The organism is Bradyrhizobium sp. RP6 (assembly GCF_003837805.1).
Taxonomy (GTDB): Bacteria; Pseudomonadota; Alphaproteobacteria; order Rhizobiales; family Xanthobacteraceae; genus Bradyrhizobium.
This window is the reverse complement of record NZ_RQIT01000003.1, coordinates 174,406-191,125: the sequence shown is the minus strand read 5'-3', so window position 1 is coordinate 191,125 and position 16,720 is coordinate 174,406. Positions and strand designations below refer to the sequence as shown.

The following is a 16,720-nucleotide window of genomic DNA, read 5'->3' as shown; positions in this document are numbered from 1 at the left end:
TCATTGCTGGGACTGCGACCTGTCCGTCCCGGGGCGAAGGCGAAATGCTCGGGAGATTCGAGGCGCCGCCTCGGCGTCGCCTCGAATCCTGCCACGGATGCAGGTCCGCAGTTCACGCCGTTACCTGCAGAGATGGCGGCGGCCGTCCCGACCGAAGTAGGTGCTCGTTGCCGGATCGTAGGATCGGTAGCGCTCCGCGCAAGAACGCAAGGCGGCGCCGTTCGTGCGAGCCAGGGCGTTGTCCACCCTCCGAGAAGGAGCCGCGCCATCCGGCAACTCGAGGCCGATCCGACCTGCCGGCGTCAGTGTGCCATTCAGATTGCGATTGGGGTACTCGGCCTCGTAAGTATCCGGATGGCTGCTTGCAAAGCCGGACTGCGCGTAGGCGGTGCTTAAGGTCAGGCCCGACAGCAAAGCCGCTGCAGCGAGAATCTTGAGTCCAGTCATAGTCGATCTCCATCACCAGCCGGTGCATCGTGCTGCCGGTGCGGTGAGATGTGGATCGACATGGTGCGGTCAACAAGCTCGCCGTGAGCCCAAACTTGCTACCCGGCCCAATGCTGTCGTTCAAACACAGAAAGCGTCGTGTGTTTGTGGAACGAGAGGCAGTGGTCGAGGCAGGCCCGCTAGAGTCGCTTGATCGCGGTGACCTCGCTGCCGGCCTGCCTGATCCGCGCAATCGCGGGCTCGATCGGTTCGATCACGGTCGCCATGTGATGGGCATTGGCGTGAACCATGGTGCTGGCATCTCGGACGATGGCGACGTGGCCCTTCCAGAAGATCAGATCGCCGCGCAGCAAGCTGCCCTGCTCGTGCGGTTCCAGCGCGCGGCCGAGTCCGGCCAGCTGCATATCGCTGTCGCGCGGGCAGCCGATGCCTGCCGATGTCAGCGACACCTGCACGAGGCCGGAGCAGTCGATCCCGAAACTGCTCTTGCCGCCCCACAGATAGGGTGTGCCAACGAAGCGCTCGGCGACGGCGACGAAGTCCGGTTCGCGATGATCGAGCGGAACAAGGTGCGTCTTCGGCAGGAACGTTCCTTCCCGCGTGACCGCGAACGCCCCGTCCGTACGCATGATTGCGAGCTTTGATCCGAGCGCAAGCGTGTCGGCGGGCGGTAGCTTGATCGAGGGACTAGGGAACGCAAACGTCCGCAGCGCGCTGACCTTGTGCGTCGGCGCGGCCGCCGGCTTCAGGAGCGCCGCATCGGGAAGCCAACCGACATAGCCGTCGCCATCGAGCTGGCCCCAGGCCCAGCCCTCGCCGTTGCGGTCGTAGATGGTGACGCGCTCGCCGCGTAGCGCCTCCGTCATCAGCATGGCGTTCGGCGACGGCTGCTCGCGCATCGGCGCGATCGCCTCGACCACCTCGAATTCTTCCCCGGTGACGAAGCGCTCCGCCTCGACCTTGCCTTCGAGATATTTCGCGGCGATGTCGCCCCGCGCCGGCGTCAGCCTTGGATCGTATCTTGGATCATGCATAGCGCTCGCTCAGCAATGCGTAGATGGCGCGCGCGGCCTGGCACTCGCCGCCCTCTGGCCGCGCCGGCTTCGCCGACGGCGTCCAGCCGTAGATGTCGACATGCAGCCAACTTTTGGCGTGCTCGACGAAGCGCTGCAGGAACAGCGCGCAGGTGATCGAGCCGGCGAAGCCGCCGGACGGCGCGTTGGTGATGGTAGCGGTCTTGGAGTCCAGCCAGGCATCGTAGGGCGGCCACAGCGGCATGCGCCACAACGGATCGTTCTCCTTCACCGCGCAGCGCGCGATGTCGGCGGCCAGCGTCTCATCATTGGTGTAATAGGGTGGTAGATCCGGCCCCAGCGCGACGCGCGCCGCGCCGGTCAGCGTGCCCAGGTCGATCAGCAGGTCGGGTTTCTCCTCGTCGGCGAGCGCCAGCGCATCGGCGAGGACGAGCCGGCCCTCGGCGTCGGTATTGCCGATCTCGACGGTAATGCCTTTGCGCGAGGTGAAGATGTCGAGGGGGCGGAAGGCATTGCCGGCGACGGCGTTCTCCACCGCCGGAATCAGCACGCGCAGCCGCACCTTCAGTTTCGCGTCCATCACCATGCGCGCGAGCGCGAGCACGTTTGCGGCGCCGCCCATGTCCTTCTTCATGATCAGCATGCCGCTCGACGGCTTCAGGTCGAGCCCGCCGGTGTCGAAACACACGCCCTTGCCGACCAGCGTCACCTTGGGATGATCAGGATCGCCCCAGCCGATGTCGATCAGCCGCGGCGCGCGGCTGGAGGCCATGCCGACGGCGTGGACCAGCGGGAAATTCGTCTTCAGATCCTCGCCGATGGTGCAGGCGAAGCTTGCGCCAAACTCGGTTGCGAGCGCTTGCGCGGCTGTGGCGAGTTCCTCCGGGCCCATGTCGTTGGACGGCGTGTTGATGAGGTCACGCGCCAGCATTGCGGCATCAGCGATCCGCTCGATCTCCTCCGCGTCGACACCGTCAGGCGGCACCAACCGGACGTCGGGGCGATCAGCCTTGCGGTAGCGGGCGAAGCGGTAGCAGCCCAGTGCGAAGGCGAGCGCCGCCAGCCGCGGATCGTGCGGTGCGTTGGCAAAGCGATAAACGCCCGGCGGCAACAGACCGGGCAGGGCGCCGGGTCGGAACAGGTCGCGCGATCTTGCACCCTCATCCTCGAGGCCGAACAGCACCTGCGCAATCGCCCCGTCCGGCGCGGGCAGCGCCAGATAGCTGCCCGGCTTGGCGGCAAAGGCGCTCGCGGCGGCGTACTTGCGTTGCGCTGGCGGTAACGTCTCGGCGGCCCGATCCCAGCTCGATTTGGTCACGAAAGTGATGGGGATGGCGGTGGGCGACGTCTCGAAGATGGAGGGCATTGGCGGGTCCGGATCGTCAGATCAAGCGGGTCATGCGAACGAACGAGACTTCGCAGAGTTTCGCCGCGGCTGCAATCGGGCTTTGCCGTCACCGTTCGGCGACCGCTACTCGCCGCAAGGGGGCCATGCTAGGCTCGGGGGTGCGGCCGCCAGACGTTGAGATCGCCGGCGACCGACCAGGAAGCGCCGGAGGAATGCGATGGATTTTGTGTGGAGCGCGGTCACATTCGTCGGCCAGGCCATCGAGGCGATTTTTGGCTATATCGAGCATCACCACTGGATCTTCGCGTTCCTTGCCGGCGGTTATGTCTTCTATCTCCACGATCGCTCCGTCCATGCGCGGTTCGATGCGCTCGACAAGCGCATCGACGAAATCCGCAGGCGGCTTGCCATCGAATATTGACCAGGCCGAGGAAGCCCAGGGCGGGGTTCCCCGTTAACCCGCCATTAGGGTTAACAGTCTATTGCTGGCGCGTTCAGCTCGATCCATCCGCTCGAGAGTCAAAAGCGTCATGCGTCAACGGTTCAGTCCTGCCCGGCTTCTTGCATCCGCCTCGCTCGTCGCGATGGTGGCGGTGAATCTCGGCGGCTGTACGGCAATGTCAAAGCTGTCCGACGTCACGGGCTCGGTCGGCGCCCGGGCGGAGGCGGCTCCCACCGATCGCGCGCCCACCGATCCAGCGCGTGCCGTCGAAGTCTATGGCGAGCGATACCGTGCCAATCCCAAGGATGCCGATGCCGCGCTCGGCTACGGACAGGCCCTGCGCGCCAACGGCCAGCGCGCCCAGGCCGCCGCCGTGCTTGAGCAGGCGACCATCGCCAATCCCGGCAACAAGGCGCTGCTCGCCCAGTACGGCCGCGCACTCGCCGACAATGGCAATTTCCAGCAGGCCTACGACGTCCTGTCGAAGGCGCATTCACCCGACAATCCGGACTGGCGCCTGCTTTCGGTGCAGGGCACGGCGCTGGACCAGATGGGCCGTCATGAGGAGGCGCGATCCTATTACGCGAGCGCGCTGAAGATCGCGCCGGGTGATCCCGGCGTGCTCTCCAATCTCGGCCTGTCCTATATGTTGTCGAGAGAGCTGCCGAAAGCCGAAGAGGCGTTGCGGCAGGCCTACGCCTCGCCGCGTGCGAACGCGCGGGTGCGGCAGAACCTCGCCCTGGTCGTCGGTCTCCAGGGCCGCTTCGCGGAAGCGGAGACCATCGTCAAAGCGGACCTGCCGCCGGACCAGGCAGCGGCCAATGTCGCCTATCTCAAGGACATGCTCAGCCGCAGCGAGGCCCCGCACGGTGCACCGAAGCGGACGCCGGTTGCTTCGCTCAGTCAGTCCGACTGATCAGATCTGTTCGCCCGGACTGGGCCTGAGTTGCGAACCGCGCGGTTCGCTCTGGCTCACTGCAACTCCGTGACCTTGATGGCAGTCGGTCCGAGAATGACCACGAACAGCACCGGCAGGAAGAACAGGATCATCGGCACCGTCAGCTTCGGCGGCAGGGCGGCGGCCTTCTTCTCGGCCTCGTTCATGCGCATGTCGCGGTTCTCCTGCGCCATGACGCGCAAGGAATGGCCGAGCGGGGTGCCGTAGCGCTCCGCCTGCTGAAGCGCCAGACACACCGACTTGACGCCCTCGAGCCCGGTACGTCGTGCCAAGTTCTCATAGGCGACCTTGCGATCCTGCAAATAGGACAGCTCGGCCGTCGTCAGGGTAAACTCCTCCGACAGCGCGATCGACTGGCCCACGATCTCGGTCGCAACCTTCCGGAACGCCATCTCGACCGACATGCCGGATTCGATGCAGATCAGGAGCAGGTCGAGCGCGTCGGGAAACGCGCGCTTGATCGAGAGCTGGCGCTTGGCGATCGCATTCCTGAGGAACAGCATCGGCGCCTGAAGGCCGAGATAGGCCGCGCCGATGCAGATGCCGATCTTGACCGGCAGCGCCTGTTCCATACGCGCGATCACGAAGACGTAGAGGGCCGAGCCGATGAAGAGCACGATCGGGGCGACCATGCGGGCAAACAGGAAGGTGATGTAGGGTGCCTGGCCGCGGTAACCCGCCATGATGAGCTTGTCCCGCGCCGCTTCCTGCGCGAGCCATTTGGTGAGGTTGAAGTCCTCGACCACCTTGGAAACGATTTGCTTCGGTGTCTGGCGCAGCGAGACCTTTTCGCTCTTGTGAAGACGCTCACGCTCGCGCTGCCGGATGCGCTCACGCTCGCTCGCCACCGCTTTCATGCGCTTGGAGAGACCCTCGCCGGCGAACAACGGCATCACCAGCGTATACACGGTTGCGCTGGCGGCGATGGCCGCGAGCAGCATGGTCATGAAACGGACGTCGTGCAGTTTCGAGACGAGGAATTCGACCATACGGCACCGTCAGAAATCGAAGTTGATCATCTTCTTCATCACCATGACGCCGATCGACATCCAGACGACGCAGCCGACCAGCATCAGCTGTCCGGTAGGATGAGTCCAAAGCAGGGCGATGTATTGCGGCGTCGTGAGATAGACGAGGAACATCACGATGGGCGGCAGCGAACCGATGATGCCGGCCGAGGCCTTGGCTTCCATCGACATCGCCTGGATCTTTTCCTTCATCTTCTTGCGGTCGCGCAGCACCTTGGAGAGGTTCCCGAGCGCCTCGGAGAGGTTGCCGCCCGACTTCTGCTGGATCGACACCACGATGCCGAAGAAATTGGCCTCCGGCAGCGGCATGCGTTCGTAGAGCCGCGCGCAGGCCTCGCCCAGCGGCATGCCGATCGTCTGAGTCTCGATGATCGCCAGGAACTCGCTGCGCAGCGGCTCGGGAGAATCGGCGGCCACGACCTTGATCGATTCGAACAGCGGAAGGCCCGCCTTGATGCCGCGAACGATCACGTCGACCGCGTCGGGCAGCGCAGCCAGGAACTTGGCCTCGCGGCGCTTTTTCAGGAAGTTGAGTGCCCAGCGTGGCAGGCCGAAGCCGCCGGCAAAGGCGAGACCGGCAGCGCCGATCAGGCCGCCGCCGCCGAACAGAGCGCCCGCGAAGAACACGCCCGCCACGACGGCAGACACGATCCAGAACTTCTGCGGCGTCCAGTCAAGCCCCGCCTGCGACAGGCGGACGCTGAGCGGAGCGCTCTTCTCCTGGGCGCGCCGCGCCTCGAGGTCCTTGAGCGTGGTCTCGACCTGCTCGCGGCGCGAGCGCTGGGTCTTCTCGGCCTGGCGGACGATAGGCGCCTCGGCGCGCGCGACCGAAGCGCGGCGGCTCTCCGCCTTTCGTTCTCCGGACAGCAGCGGATAGAGGAAGACCCAGGCGATGCCACCGACCGCTGCGGTGGCGAGGAAGGCGAGGGCGAGGACCTGCATGTTCATGGCGGCGCTGACCTGCTCATGTGTTCGGAGCGACTTCCGCTGCGTCGAGCGCAGCGGCAAGGCGCTTCTCATCGCCGTAATAGCGGGCGCGTTCCCAGAACTTCGGACGGCCGATGCCGGTCGAGCGGTGCCGCCCGATGATCTTGCCGTTGGCGTCCTCCCCCATCATGTCGTAGAGGAAGATGTCCTGGGTGATGATGGTGTCACCTTCCATGCCCATCACCTCGGTGATGTGAGTGATGCGGCGTGAACCGTCGCGCAGGCGCGCGGCCTGGATAATCACGTCGATCGAGGCGCAGATCATCTCGCGGATGGTTCGCGAGGGCAGGGAGAAGCCGCCCATCGTGATCATGGATTCGCAGCGCGACAGCGCCTCGCGCGGGTTGTTGGCGTGCAGCGTGCCCATCGATCCGTCATGGCCGGTGTTCATGGCCTGGAGCAGGTCGAAGGCCTCGGGTCCGCGGACCTCGCCGACGATGATGCGTTCGGGCCGCATGCGCAGGCAGTTGCGCACCAGCTCGCGCATGGTGACCTGGCCCTCACCCTCGATGTTGGGCGGGCGGGTTTCCAGCCGAACCACATGGGGCTGCTGAAGCTGGAGCTCGGCCGCGTCTTCGCAGGTGATCACGCGTTCGTCGTGCTCGATGTAGTTGGTGAGGCAGTTGAGCAGCGTGGTCTTGCCCGAGCCGGTACCGCCGGAGATCAGCACGTTGCAGCGGACCCGACCGATGATCTGGAGGATCTCGGCGCCTTCCGGCGAGATCGCGCCGAACTTGACGAGCTGATCGAGCGTCAGCTTGTCCTTCTTGAACTTGCGGATGGTCAGGGCAGGGCCGTCGATCGCGAGCGGCGGCACGATGGCGTTGACGCGGGAGCCGTCGGCGAGGCGCGCGTCGCAGATCGGCGAGGATTCGTCGACGCGGCGTCCGACCTGGCTGACGATGCGCTGGCAGATGTTGAGGAGCTGCTGGTTGTCGCGAAAGCGGATGCCGGTGCGCTGGATCTTGCCGCCCACTTCGATGAAGACGGTGCCGGCTCCGTTCACCATGATGTCTGCAATATCGTCGCGCGCGAGCAGAGGCTCCAGCGGGCCGTAGCCGAGCACGTCGTTGCAGATGTCGTCGAGCAGCTCTTCCTGCTCGGCGATCGACATCACGATGTTCTTGATCGCGATGATCTCGTTGACGATGTCGCGGATTTCCTCTCGCGCCGATTCAGAATCGAGCTTGGCGAGCTGGGCGAGGTCGATCGCCTCGATCAGTGCGCCGAAGATGGTCGCTTTGACCTCGTAATAATTGTCCGAACGCCGGCTCTCCATGGTCGGAGGCGGCGCGACTTTGGCAGGGGCAAGCGGCGGCGAGGCGACGGTCGGCGGAGTCGGGGCGCGCGATATCGTCGGCGCCGGAGCCTGGGCAGGCTCGTGCGACACGGCGCCGGGCTTTGGTGCCCGAAAGTCGGTGTCTGTTCCGCTACGCTTACCGAACACTTAACAACTCCATGCGGCGGCTTATCTTCCCCGCAACTTCTCAATCAGAGGTGAAAGCAGGGACGACTTTTGCTTCTTGGTCTCGCTGCGGCCGGTCAGGCGTTGGGCGATCTGCAGGAACATCTCGATCGACTTGTGGTTGGCGGAGATCTCCGCGATCATCTGGCCGTTGTTGGCCGCCGAGCCGAAGATTTGCGGCTCAAACGGGATCGAGACGATCGGCTGACTTTCGATCGCCTTGGCGAACTCCGTGGCGGCGATTTCGGGCCGTTTCGGCACGCCGACCTGGTTCAGGCAGTAGAGCGGCGGCCGGTCGTTGGGGCGCGCGGCCTTCAACAGGTCGAACAGGTTCTTGGTATTGCGCAGGTTGGCGAGATCAGGCGCGGCCACGATCAGGATGTCGTCCGCTCCGATCAAGGCGCGCTTGGTCCAGCCCGACCATTGATGCGGAACGTCGAGCACGATGCAGGGCATGGTGGAGCGCAGCGTGTCGAACACGGCGTCGAAAGCGTCGGTGCCGAAATCATAGACCCGGTCGAGCGTCGCAGGCGCCGCCAGCAGGCTGAGATGGTCGGTGCATTTCGACAGCAGGCGGTCGATGAAGGCGGTGTCGACGCGGTCGGGCGAGAACACGGCGTCCGCAATGCCCTGCGGCGGATCCTGGTTGTAGTCGAGCCCGGCGGTGCCGAAGGCGAGGTCGAGATCGGCGACGACGGCGTCCATCGCAAGGTCGCGCGCGATCGCCCAAGCGACATTGTGAGAGATGGTGGAAGCCCCGACGCCACCTTTGGCGCCGACGACGGCGATGATGCGGCCGACCGCCTTGGCTTCCGGCGCCGAGAACAGGTTGCAGATCGACCGCACCACGTCGATCGCGCCGACCGGCGCGAGCACGTAGTCGCTGACGCCGCGGCGAACCAGCTCGCGATAGAGCATCACGTCGTTGATGCGGCCGATCACGACCACGCGGGTGCCGGCGTCGCAGACGGTGGCGAGCTGGTCGAGCCCGCTCAAGAGATCGCTGCGGCCGTCGCTCTCGAGCACGATCACGTTCGGCGTGGGGGCCGAGCGATAGGCTTCGATCGCGGCCGTCATGCCGCCCATCTGGATCTTCAGATGGGCCTTGCCGAGACGGCGATCCTCGCCGGCCGCCTGAACCGCAGCGGCAGTCTCCACGGTTTCGCAGAAGGCCTGGACCGAGACGCGCGGCGCAGGCGCAATATGCTCCTCCATCGGTGGAGGAGCGGCCTGCGGCTGCTCTTCTTGTGTCTGACGCGCGTAGTTGATCATCTGCCGGTTTCGCTGAGTTTGGCCTTGTCGGCCTCGGGATAGGTGGTCGTCGTCGAGAGCCCCTTGCGATATTTCTCGAGACCGGTGATGCGCCGCGGCGTGTATGACGGAGTTTCGGGCCGCGGCTGCTCCAGATCCGACGGGTTGTCGACCATGGCCGCGAGGTTGCGCTGAGAGGCGCAGCCGTAATTGTAATAGTCCTTGTTTTCGAACCAGCGCTTGTTCTTCATCGAGGGGCCGATGTCCTCAGGCCACAGGCCGCAGGGGCCGGCGACCGCGGCGATCTTGGTATAGGTGAGCCGGATCGGCGGCAGGAAACGCCTGTCTTCCGGCTGATAGGGGTGAACGCTGACGCCGCGCGGCGGAACGCCTGCCGCCGCCAGCATCGCCTGGATCTCTCGCATCGTATCTGCGATCGGCCGGGCGTTGGGCGTATGGGATGGCACGTCGATGCGAATGGCGCCGGTGCCTTCGCGCAACCAGGTTGATGCGACACCCATCACGTCGGCGCGCTGGGCGGCGGTCAATCCACCGCGGGCATGGCCGACGAAGACGACGATGGAGCGGTTCTGCTCCTCGATCGCGATCGGATGGCGCTGCTTGTAATCGTCGGGAATGGAGGCCGTGACGACTTCGTCGTGCTGGCAGCCGCCGAGCGCGAGCGCCATGCCGACGAGCGCGCCACCGAGGCGGATGGCGCATTTGCGAAGCTGGGGTGGTCTCGTGATCATCGTGAAGTCCCCGTTCCGCCTCAGTCGGTAATGAAGCCGTAGGTGCCGCGGTAGCTCTTGGCCGGTTCGGTCCGTCCGGGCACGCCGTAGAGCCTGTTGATATTGCCGATCAGCTGGGCCTGCGGATCCGCAGGCGGAGCGAAGCCGTCATCCGGCCGCGACAGGTCCTTCGGCGCCACCGCGCGAACGACGTACGGCGTCACGATCACGACCAGCTCAGTCGCGTTGTTGACGAAGTCGCGGCTGCGGAACAGCGTGCCCAGGATCGGGAGCTGCATCAGTCCCGGCAATCCGCTGACTGCCTGCTTGGTCTGCTGCTGGATCAGACCGGCCATCGCCATCGCGCCGCCAGAGGGAATTTCCAGCGAGGTCTCCGCGCGGCGGGTCCTGATCGAGGGCACCGTCAGCGAGTTCACCGTGTTCGAGGTCACCGCTTGCGACAGCGTGATCGCATTCTCGTTCGAAAGCTCCGAGACTTCGGTCATCACCCGCAGGCTGATCTTGCCTTCACTCAGCACCACCGGTGTGAAGTTCAGCGAGATGCCGAACTTCTTGAAGCTGATCTGGGTGGTACAGACATGCGTGGTGGGATCGCACGCGTAGCCCGCCGGGACCGGGAATTCACCGCCGGCGATGAACGTCGCCGATTCACCGGAGATCGCGGTCAGGTTCGGTTCGGCCAGCGTGCGGATCACGCCAGCGGTTTCCATCGCACGCAGGGTGGCCTGCACAGACGGCGTCGCGCCGAACTTGGTGGTCAGATTGTTGCCGTCCACCAGGTTGCGGCCATAGGCTGTGAACGGGTTCGAATTGGTGAAGCTCACCACGGAGGTGCCGTAGTTGAGATTGGCGGTGAGATCGATGCCGAGCTGCTTGACGATGTTGCGCTGGACCTCGGCCACCGTCACCTTGAGCATGATCTGGTCGCGGCCGCGCACCACGATCGAGTTCACCACCTTGTCGGGACCGCCGGCCAGGCGCGCGGCAAGTTCGTTGGCCTGCTGTGCCTCCATTGGGTTGGCAGCCGTGCCGGTCAGGACGATGCCGTCGCCGAGGCCGTCGATCTGGATGTCTGAATTGGGCAGGACCTGCTTCAGCGCTGCGCGCACGCCGTTGAGGTCGCGCTTGACCGCGATGTCATAGGCCGCAATCTGCTGACCGGCGGAATCGAAGAACACGATGTTGGTCTGGCCGACCGCGGCGCCGATGATATAGGCGCGCTGCGCCGAGCGAACCACCGCATTGGCGATCTTTGGATCGGCGACCAGCACGTCCTTGATGTCGCGCGGCAGGTCGATCACGATGGACTTGCCGACACCGAGCGAGAGGAAGCGCGCGTTGATCTGGCCGTCCGCCGCGGCCGGTGCCACGGGGCGGTAGTCGGCAGCGATCACCGAGGTCATCGCCGGGTTGAACGCCAGCGCGAAGGCGGCCGAAAACGACAGGGCGCGGACCAGTGAGGTTCGTATCGTCGCCGAATCTGCCCTGCATCTCATATCGACTGTTTTCATCGCACCTTAGCCGTCTGACTTGGAATGCCGTAGCGAATGATCGAAACGCCGTCTCGCTTCTGCGCGGACTCGTCGAGCGTGATTTCGCTCATCTTGACGTCGGCGATACTGCGCAACGCCAGCGACAGCGTGCCGCTCTGCCGCGCCGCGGAGAGCGTTGCGGTCTGCGCGGGATTGAGCTCGAGCGTGACGGTCTTGCCGATCACCGTGTTCTGGCCATCCTTCTCCTTGGGCGCCTGGTCGATGGCCAGGACGCGGATATTGACCAGAATGATCTCGGACGTGACGACGTCGGGGGCGCCGCTGCTCTGGTCCGGGTTCTTCAACCGGCGCGTGAGAAGCACGTCGACGCGATCGTTCGGCAGGATGAAGCCGCCAGCCCCGGTCTCCGGCGAGATCTCGGTCGAGATCGCCCGCATGCCGGTGGGCAGGATTGCCGCCATGAAGCCCGAGCCTTCGGGCTTGACCAGTTTCTGGTCGCGGATCGGCTCACCCTGAATGAACGGCGCGCGCGCGATCGAGCCGCTCACCTGGGTCGCGGCGTCGGGACGCTCGTTGCGACGGATGAAGGTGGTGCTGGCGGTCGCGGCCGGCCAGGTCTGCCATTGCACGTCTTCCGGCTTCACGGTCTCGCCCAGGCCGATGTCGTTCTTGGCGACGAGGACGTCGACGGTCGGCAGCTGCGCGACCGGAAGCGGAGGTGGCGCAGAATTATCGGTGCCGCTCGCCAGGTACGCGGCGACGCCGCCGGCGCAGATGGCGACCGTCAGGACGACAATGCGTGCCCTATTCATACGCTTCACTTTCCAACAATACGCTGCGACGCTGCCGCTGCCGTGATCGGCAGTTGACCAGCTATTCGTCAAAGCATGGTTAATGAGGCGTATCTAAATCGCCTTAACGCCGGGTTTACCCTGTGCGTTCAGCGCAGTGCGAGGTGAGCGAGGTCGATCGCCTTCACCCATTCGGTCTCCGGGTAGACCATCAACGCGCTCAGAGCGAGCGCGATGCCGTAGGGAATGCCGCTCTCCGTGGCGTGCAGCCGTGCGAGCCAGGCCTGACCCGCCAGCCCGTAGGGCAGCGGCCATTGCCGAAACTGGAGCAGGAGCAGCGTCAGCGCGCCGCCGAACAGCGAGGCGTAGAGCAGGAAGTTCATCAGCTGCGCGAAGCCGAACCAGAGCGCGACGGAAGCCGCGACCTTGGCGTCGCCGCCGCCCACCCAGCCCATCGCAAAGCAGGTGAAGGCCACGACCAGGACGAGCGCGCCGGCGCCGACATGAGTCATGATCTCGTAAGGTGCCATGCCACCGGCGAGGGCGAGCACGAAGAAGCCCGCGACCAGAGCCAGCGACACGCGGTTCGAGATCGTCATCGTGAAGAGATCGCTCGCGGCGGCGAATGCCATCAGGGCCGGGAAGAGCAGAAGGCGCGCAAGGTCAAGGGTCATGGGCTGCGTCTTGAGGCCTGGATTGGCCGCGGGAGCTGGCGTCGCCAGATGCTAGCGCGTAGTGCTAAACAAACCGACAACGGCGACAGGGACGCGAGGCCGGGCCCGCTGAATGCGTTTCACCAGAAGCTGGCGATGCGCGCGGCGAGCGCGACCGTCGCAAGCAGCAGTGCAAGGCAGATCCAATAGGCCGGCGAGCCGGCCGGATCCGCCCCCGCCTCTCTCGCCGCGACCGCGGCATCGGTTCTGAACTTGTACAACGCCACTGGAACTTGCCGTCTTCGGAAAAATAAAGGCCCGGAGGACCGGGGCTTCTGCTGCCGGTCGTCGGTTGCCTACTTCAGCGACGTGCTGATCGAGGTGAACTTGCCGTTCAGCGTGGTGCCGAGATTGTTGACGACGGTGATGATGGCCAGCGCGATGCCGGCGGCGATCAGACCGTATTCGATGGCGGTGGCGCCGGATTCATCCTTCGCGAAACGCGCAACCAAGTTCTTCATGAACAAAACTCCGTCTGGGTGAGATCGGCTCGTCCGGCGCTGTCTGATGCAAAGAGCATGAGAGCCGAGCTCTTTCGGTAAAGTTAATCCGATCGGGTAAACCCCGCGCCGGCGCGATGCTTTCATCCAGAGTGAATTTCGCCTTAAAGCGGCAGATACATTCCGGTTCCGGGCGCATCGGCAGTGTGGTGCCTGCTTCACGCTCCCTTAAATCTCGCGGAGTAGGCGTAGGCAGGACTGGAATTCGCAAGAGAGGCGACGATGTCGAGCCTGCCCATGCAAGTCGCCCTGATGCTCGGCGAGACCATCGTCAAGGTGATCCCGGTCACCTTCGTGCTCGCGGCCGTCTTCACCGTGCTGGAGCATTTCTGGGCCTGCAATCCCGGCGCGCCGTGGTGGCGCAAGCGGGAGATCATCACCGACATCTGTTATTGGTTCTTCGTTCCGGTGTTCGCCCGCACCATGCGGATCGGTCTTCTGATCGTCGGCGCCAGCCTCGTCTTCAACATCCACGATGCCGACGAACTCATTGCCTTCTACGACAATGGCCATGGTCCGCTGTCGCAGCTGCCTCTGTGGGTTCAGGCTCTGCTGTTCCTGGTGCTGTCCGATTTCATGCTGTACTGGCTGCACCGGCTTTTCCACGGCGGCGGCTTCTGGAAGTACCACGCCGTGCATCATTCGTCGGAGGAAATCGGGTGGATCTCCGCGGCCCGATTCCATCCCGTCAATCTCATGCTCGGGACGATCAGCGTCGACGTCGTGCTGCTGATGGCCGGTATCTCCCCCAACGTCATGATCTGGGTCGGCCCGTTCACCACCTTCCATTCGGCCTTCGTGCATGCCAACCTGAACTGGACCTTCGGGCCGTTCAAATGCGTGCTGGCGACGCCGGTATTCCACCGTTGGCACCATACCTCGCTCGAAGAGGGCGGCGACACCAATTTCGCCGGGACGTTTCCGATCTGGGACGTGCTGTTCGGCACCTTTCGCATGCCGGAGGGGAAGCTGCCGCAGGATTACGGCAAGGACGAAGCGACCATGCCGAAGGAGATCTGGGGCCAACTCGCCTATCCTTTCAAACAATAGTCGGCGAGTTTGCGGAACGTTCATGAATTGAAGGCAGGTTGGCCGGGTCGGGCACCGGCTCCGCTGTTATCTGATCGCTTCTGCCGGTTTGTGACGTCCCGGGGGTAAGAGTATGCGTAAAGAGTTGCTGCGCCGTCATGCGCGCACCTGTCTTCTGGTTGCCGCCGCGGTGCTGGCATGGCCGGCCGCCGGCCTTGCCGAGTCCACCGTGGACACGATCGCCGTCAGTGTCGACCAGGCCAAGCTGGTACGGCTGCCCGGCAAGGTGGCAACCATCGTGGTCGGTAATCCCCTGATTGCCGACGTCACGCTCCAGCCGGGCGGCATGATCGTCGTGACCGGAAAGGGCTATGGTGCGACCAACTTCATCGCGCTCGACCGGGGCGGCGAAATCCTGGTCGACCGCCAGATCCAGGTTGAAGGTCCGAGCGACCGGCTCGTCACCGTCTATCGCGGGATCGAGCGCGAGTCCTACAGCTGCGTACCGCTTTGCCAGCGTCGCGTGACGCTCGGCGACAGCGACACCTACTTCAACAACACGATGAGCCAGGCCGGTTCGCTGAGCAGCAGTGCCAGCGGCAGCGCCGGCGGGGGCGCCAAATCCAACTAGCCGGCCGGTGGGTCTGCCGGGGCAGGATCGCGCCCGGCCTCTTGCGGACCGGAGGGCGACGTCTCTCCGCGGGCGCCGTGTCTCCATGCGCCCTGGGGCCGCGCCTGGTTAACGCATTCCTAAGGGCGCGGTCCGTCGGGCGCGGATCGCCTGAACATTTAGGCAATCAGTTTGCGCTATTGAACGGGGCAGACGATCGCCTGTTGCTGAGGAATTCGACTTGATGCCATCGCCTGCACCTACGAGGTTCACGATCCGGAAAGCGCTGGCCCGGTTTCGCGGCAACCGCCGCGGCTCCGCGGCCCTCGAGTTTGCGTTGGTCGCACCGATGTTTTTCGGGCTGCTGTTCGCCATCATCGAGACGGCGCTCATGTTCTTCGCAAGCCAGGTGCTCGAGACCATCACGCAGAATTCCGCGCGCGCAATTCTGACCGGCCAGGCGCAAGCGCAGGGCGGTTCGGTGGCGGCCTGCCAGACCGCGCCCAACTCGGTCACCGCGTGCGACCAGACAACGTTCAAGGCTTATGTCTGTACCCAGATTCCGGCACTGTTTGATTGCAGCAAGCTCTACGTCGACGTCGTGAGCACCAGCTCCTTCGGGACGCTGAGCCTCACCAGCTACGGCGATTCCTGCAATTTCAACGCGAGCGGCATGCAGTACAATGCCGGGGCCTCCGGCCAGGTCGTCGTGGTGCGGCTGTTCTACCAATGGCCGCTCATCGTCACCGGCCTGGGCTACAACGCCGGATGCAGCAACAAACGGCTGATGGTGGCGACCGCGGCCTTCAAGAACGAACCCTTCTGAGGCAGATGGATCTGAGCGGACCGATGCAGGCGATTGCGAATATCTGGCGGAAGGCACGCTGCTCCGTGCGCGACTTCGTCGCCGACAAGCGCGCGCTCGCGGCGACCGAATTCGCGGTCATCGTACCGCTGATGCTGGTCATGTTCTTCGGCACCGTCGAATTCTCGTCCGCCGTGGCGATTGACCGCAAAGTCACGTTGATCGCGCGGACACTGTCCGATTTGACATCGCAGTCGACGACGCTCGTCGATGCCGACATGCAGAACACGTTTACGGCAAGCATCTCGGTCATCATGCCTTACGACGCGACACTGGTGAAGGGCACGATCTCTGAGATCTACATCGATGCCAACAGCATCGCCACGGTCAAGTGGAGCAGGGCCGGCACGATTGCGAGCGGCGCGACGCAAGCCACGCTGGCGACCTCGGCTCGGAACGCCGGCGACGACGTCACCACGATAATTCCCCCGACGCTCTTGATTCCGTCGAGTTATCTCATTCTGAGCGAGGCCAAGTACACTTACACGCCGACCATCGGCTACGTGTTGAAGTCGAGCGTGACGCTGAGCGATGTCTCCTACACGCGGCCGCGCCAGGTCACCTGCGTGCCCTACAACGGCGTACCGTCGACGTGTTGAGATTTGCGAGCCGACGCTGGAATGAAAAAGGCCGTGCGTCACGCACGGCCTTTTCCTTTTGCCTTGCTCGCTTCGGCCCGTCGGGGCCGACAGCCGAGAACTCAGCCCGCGGCGCGGAGGTTGTCCGCCGCCGACTTGCCTGAGCGGCGATCCGCCACGATCTCGTAGGAGATCTTCTGGCCTTCGCGCAGCGAGCCGAGACCGGCGCGCTCCACGGCGCTGATGTGAACGAATACGTCCTGGCCACCGTCGTCGGGCTGGATGAAGCCGAAGCCCTTGGTCGCGTTAAACCACTTCACGGTTCCCATGCTCATGGGTAGATCCTTCTCAGATAACACAATGTAAGAGCCCGCTTACGCAGGCCGGTTAGATCGAATTTCTGGAAGGGTCGTCAGCGTGTCTGAACCG

20 protein-coding genes are annotated in these 16,720 nt (G+C 64.5%); 6 read left to right on the top strand and 14 right to left on the bottom strand.

Features of this window, described 5'->3' with window-relative positions; genetic code table 11:
- Positions 1-120: 120 nt before the first annotated feature.
- From EHH60_RS09790 to EHH60_RS09780, 3 genes are all read right to left on the bottom strand, one after another.
- Complete coding sequence (locus EHH60_RS09790; RefSeq protein ID WP_124159258.1) at positions 121-447, bottom strand: BA14K family protein; 327 nt, start codon at positions 445-447, stop codon at positions 121-123.
- Between the two features lie 179 nt (positions 448-626).
- Positions 627-1,481, bottom strand: coding sequence for a C40 family peptidase (locus EHH60_RS09785; RefSeq protein WP_124159257.1), 855 nt, complete (start codon positions 1,479-1,481; stop codon positions 627-629).
- Positions 1,474-2,847, bottom strand: a complete 1,374-nt coding sequence (locus EHH60_RS09780; RefSeq protein ID WP_124159256.1) for a leucyl aminopeptidase family protein — start codon at positions 2,845-2,847, stop codon at positions 1,474-1,476. Before EHH60_RS09780 ends, EHH60_RS09785 begins: the two co-directional genes overlap by 8 nt.
- 199 nt (positions 2,848-3,046) lie before the next feature.
- Here EHH60_RS09780 and EHH60_RS09775 point away from each other — a divergent pair, with 199 nt between their 5' ends.
- Both EHH60_RS09775 and EHH60_RS09770 read left to right on the top strand, forming a co-directional pair.
- The gene (locus EHH60_RS09775; RefSeq protein ID WP_124159255.1) at positions 3,047-3,250 is read left to right on the top strand and encodes a hypothetical protein; all 204 of its coding nucleotides are present in this window, start codon (positions 3,047-3,049) and stop codon (positions 3,248-3,250) included.
- A gap of 109 nt (positions 3,251-3,359) precedes the next feature.
- Positions 3,360-4,187 carry a tetratricopeptide repeat protein gene (locus tag EHH60_RS09770; protein ID WP_124159254.1) on the top strand — a complete coding sequence of 276 codons (828 nt, stop codon included), beginning with the start codon at positions 3,360-3,362 and terminating at the stop codon, positions 4,185-4,187.
- A gap of 56 nt (positions 4,188-4,243) precedes the next feature.
- Here the strand turns inward: EHH60_RS09770 and EHH60_RS09765 are convergent, their stop codons facing one another.
- The 10 genes from EHH60_RS09765 to EHH60_RS09725 all read right to left on the bottom strand — a co-directional run bounded on the left by EHH60_RS09765 (position 4,244) and on the right by EHH60_RS09725 (position 13,170).
- Complete coding sequence (locus EHH60_RS09765) at positions 4,244-5,218, bottom strand: type II secretion system F family protein (RefSeq protein WP_124159253.1); 975 nt, start codon at positions 5,216-5,218, stop codon at positions 4,244-4,246.
- Positions 5,219-5,227: 9 nt separating this feature from the next.
- Positions 5,228-6,205, bottom strand: coding sequence for a type II secretion system F family protein (locus EHH60_RS09760; protein ID WP_124159252.1), 978 nt, complete (start codon positions 6,203-6,205; stop codon positions 5,228-5,230).
- 16 nt (positions 6,206-6,221) lie between these two features.
- Positions 6,222-7,691: a TadA family conjugal transfer-associated ATPase gene (locus tag EHH60_RS09755; protein ID WP_124159251.1), complete on the bottom strand. Its 1,470-nt coding sequence runs from the start codon at positions 7,689-7,691 to the stop codon at positions 6,222-6,224.
- A gap of 21 nt (positions 7,692-7,712) precedes the next feature.
- A complete protein-coding gene (locus EHH60_RS09750; protein ID WP_124159250.1) occupies positions 7,713-8,981 on the bottom strand; it encodes a CpaE/TadZ family protein in 1,269 nt (422 codons plus the stop codon).
- Positions 8,978-9,712 carry a CpaD family pilus assembly protein gene (locus tag EHH60_RS09745; protein WP_124159249.1) on the bottom strand — a complete coding sequence of 245 codons (735 nt, stop codon included), beginning with the start codon at positions 9,710-9,712 and terminating at the stop codon, positions 8,978-8,980. The genes EHH60_RS09750 and EHH60_RS09745 overlap by 4 nt, the downstream gene beginning before the upstream one ends.
- 20 nt (positions 9,713-9,732) lie before the next feature.
- Positions 9,733-11,208 (bottom strand): type II and III secretion system protein family protein, encoded by a 1,476-nt coding sequence (locus tag EHH60_RS09740; RefSeq protein WP_199751385.1) that lies wholly within the window; start codon positions 11,206-11,208, stop codon positions 9,733-9,735.
- Between the two features lie 11 nt (positions 11,209-11,219).
- A complete protein-coding gene (gene cpaB / locus EHH60_RS09735; protein WP_199751384.1) occupies positions 11,220-12,017 on the bottom strand; it encodes a Flp pilus assembly protein CpaB in 798 nt (265 codons plus the stop codon).
- A 128-nt stretch (positions 12,018-12,145) separates the two neighbouring features.
- A complete protein-coding gene (locus EHH60_RS09730; protein WP_124159246.1) occupies positions 12,146-12,670 on the bottom strand; it encodes an A24 family peptidase in 525 nt (174 codons plus the stop codon).
- A gap of 119 nt (positions 12,671-12,789) precedes the next feature.
- Positions 12,790-12,936, bottom strand: a complete 147-nt coding sequence (locus EHH60_RS37475) for a hypothetical protein (protein ID WP_199751383.1) — start codon at positions 12,934-12,936, stop codon at positions 12,790-12,792.
- Positions 12,937-13,005: 69 nt separating this feature from the next.
- Positions 13,006-13,170, bottom strand: coding sequence for a Flp family type IVb pilin (locus tag EHH60_RS09725; RefSeq protein ID WP_124159245.1), 165 nt, complete (start codon positions 13,168-13,170; stop codon positions 13,006-13,008).
- Positions 13,171-13,431: 261 nt separating this feature from the next.
- Between EHH60_RS09725 and EHH60_RS09720 the strand changes: the two genes are divergently transcribed.
- The 4 genes from EHH60_RS09720 (at position 13,432) to EHH60_RS09705 (ending at position 16,312) form a co-directional block, all read left to right on the top strand.
- Positions 13,432-14,259: a sterol desaturase family protein gene (locus tag EHH60_RS09720; protein WP_124159244.1), complete on the top strand. Its 828-nt coding sequence runs from the start codon at positions 13,432-13,434 to the stop codon at positions 14,257-14,259.
- Between the two features lie 112 nt (positions 14,260-14,371).
- Positions 14,372-14,869 carry a pilus assembly protein N-terminal domain-containing protein gene (locus EHH60_RS09715; protein WP_124159243.1) on the top strand — a complete coding sequence of 166 codons (498 nt, stop codon included), beginning with the start codon at positions 14,372-14,374 and terminating at the stop codon, positions 14,867-14,869.
- 223 nt (positions 14,870-15,092) lie between these two features.
- Positions 15,093-15,674, top strand: a complete 582-nt coding sequence (locus tag EHH60_RS09710; RefSeq protein WP_124159242.1) for a TadE/TadG family type IV pilus assembly protein — start codon at positions 15,093-15,095, stop codon at positions 15,672-15,674.
- A 23-nt stretch (positions 15,675-15,697) separates the two neighbouring features.
- Entirely contained in the window at positions 15,698-16,312 is a 615-nt protein-coding gene (locus EHH60_RS09705; protein ID WP_199751382.1) for a TadE/TadG family type IV pilus assembly protein, read from the top strand.
- 101 nt (positions 16,313-16,413) lie between these two features.
- Here the strand turns inward: EHH60_RS09705 and EHH60_RS09700 are convergent, their stop codons facing one another.
- Positions 16,414-16,626: a cold-shock protein gene (locus EHH60_RS09700; protein ID WP_014439634.1), complete on the bottom strand. Its 213-nt coding sequence runs from the start codon at positions 16,624-16,626 to the stop codon at positions 16,414-16,416.
- Positions 16,627-16,720 lie beyond the last annotated feature (94 nt).

What these genes read in the sequence shown, in the direction of transcription:
- EHH60_RS09790 (WP_124159258.1), bottom strand. Translation starts at nt 447, where the DNA reads ATGACTGGACTCAAGATTCTCGCTGCAGCGGCTTTGCTGTCGGGCCTG.
- EHH60_RS09785 (WP_124159257.1), bottom strand. Translation starts at nt 1,481, where the DNA reads ATGCATGATCCAAGATACGATCCAAGGCTGACGCCGGCGCGGGGCGAC.
- EHH60_RS09780 (WP_124159256.1), bottom strand. Translation starts at nt 2,847, where the DNA reads ATGCCCTCCATCTTCGAGACGTCGCCCACCGCCATCCCCATCACTTTC.
- EHH60_RS09775 (WP_124159255.1), top strand. Translation starts at nt 3,047, where the DNA reads ATGGATTTTGTGTGGAGCGCGGTCACATTCGTCGGCCAGGCCATCGAG.
- EHH60_RS09770 (WP_124159254.1), top strand. Translation starts at nt 3,360, where the DNA reads ATGCGTCAACGGTTCAGTCCTGCCCGGCTTCTTGCATCCGCCTCGCTC.
- EHH60_RS09765 (WP_124159253.1), bottom strand. Translation starts at nt 5,218, where the DNA reads ATGGTCGAATTCCTCGTCTCGAAACTGCACGACGTCCGTTTCATGACC.
- EHH60_RS09760 (WP_124159252.1), bottom strand. Translation starts at nt 6,205, where the DNA reads ATGAACATGCAGGTCCTCGCCCTCGCCTTCCTCGCCACCGCAGCGGTC.
- EHH60_RS09750 (WP_124159250.1), bottom strand. Translation starts at nt 8,981, where the DNA reads ATGATCAACTACGCGCGTCAGACACAAGAAGAGCAGCCGCAGGCCGCT.
- EHH60_RS09745 (WP_124159249.1), bottom strand. Translation starts at nt 9,712, where the DNA reads ATGATCACGAGACCACCCCAGCTTCGCAAATGCGCCATCCGCCTCGGT.
- EHH60_RS09740 (WP_199751385.1), bottom strand. Translation starts at nt 11,208, where the DNA reads ATGAGATGCAGGGCAGATTCGGCGACGATACGAACCTCACTGGTCCGC.
- cpaB (WP_199751384.1), bottom strand. Translation starts at nt 12,017, where the DNA reads ATGAATAGGGCACGCATTGTCGTCCTGACGGTCGCCATCTGCGCCGGC.
- EHH60_RS09730 (WP_124159246.1), bottom strand. Translation starts at nt 12,670, where the DNA reads ATGACCCTTGACCTTGCGCGCCTTCTGCTCTTCCCGGCCCTGATGGCA.
- EHH60_RS09725 (WP_124159245.1), bottom strand. Translation starts at nt 13,170, where the DNA reads ATGAAGAACTTGGTTGCGCGTTTCGCGAAGGATGAATCCGGCGCCACC.
- EHH60_RS09720 (WP_124159244.1), top strand. Translation starts at nt 13,432, where the DNA reads ATGTCGAGCCTGCCCATGCAAGTCGCCCTGATGCTCGGCGAGACCATC.
- EHH60_RS09715 (WP_124159243.1), top strand. Translation starts at nt 14,372, where the DNA reads ATGCGTAAAGAGTTGCTGCGCCGTCATGCGCGCACCTGTCTTCTGGTT.
- EHH60_RS09710 (WP_124159242.1), top strand. Translation starts at nt 15,093, where the DNA reads ATGCCATCGCCTGCACCTACGAGGTTCACGATCCGGAAAGCGCTGGCC.
- EHH60_RS09705 (WP_199751382.1), top strand. Translation starts at nt 15,698, where the DNA reads ATGCAGGCGATTGCGAATATCTGGCGGAAGGCACGCTGCTCCGTGCGC.
- EHH60_RS09700 (WP_014439634.1), bottom strand. Translation starts at nt 16,626, where the DNA reads ATGAGCATGGGAACCGTGAAGTGGTTTAACGCGACCAAGGGCTTCGGC.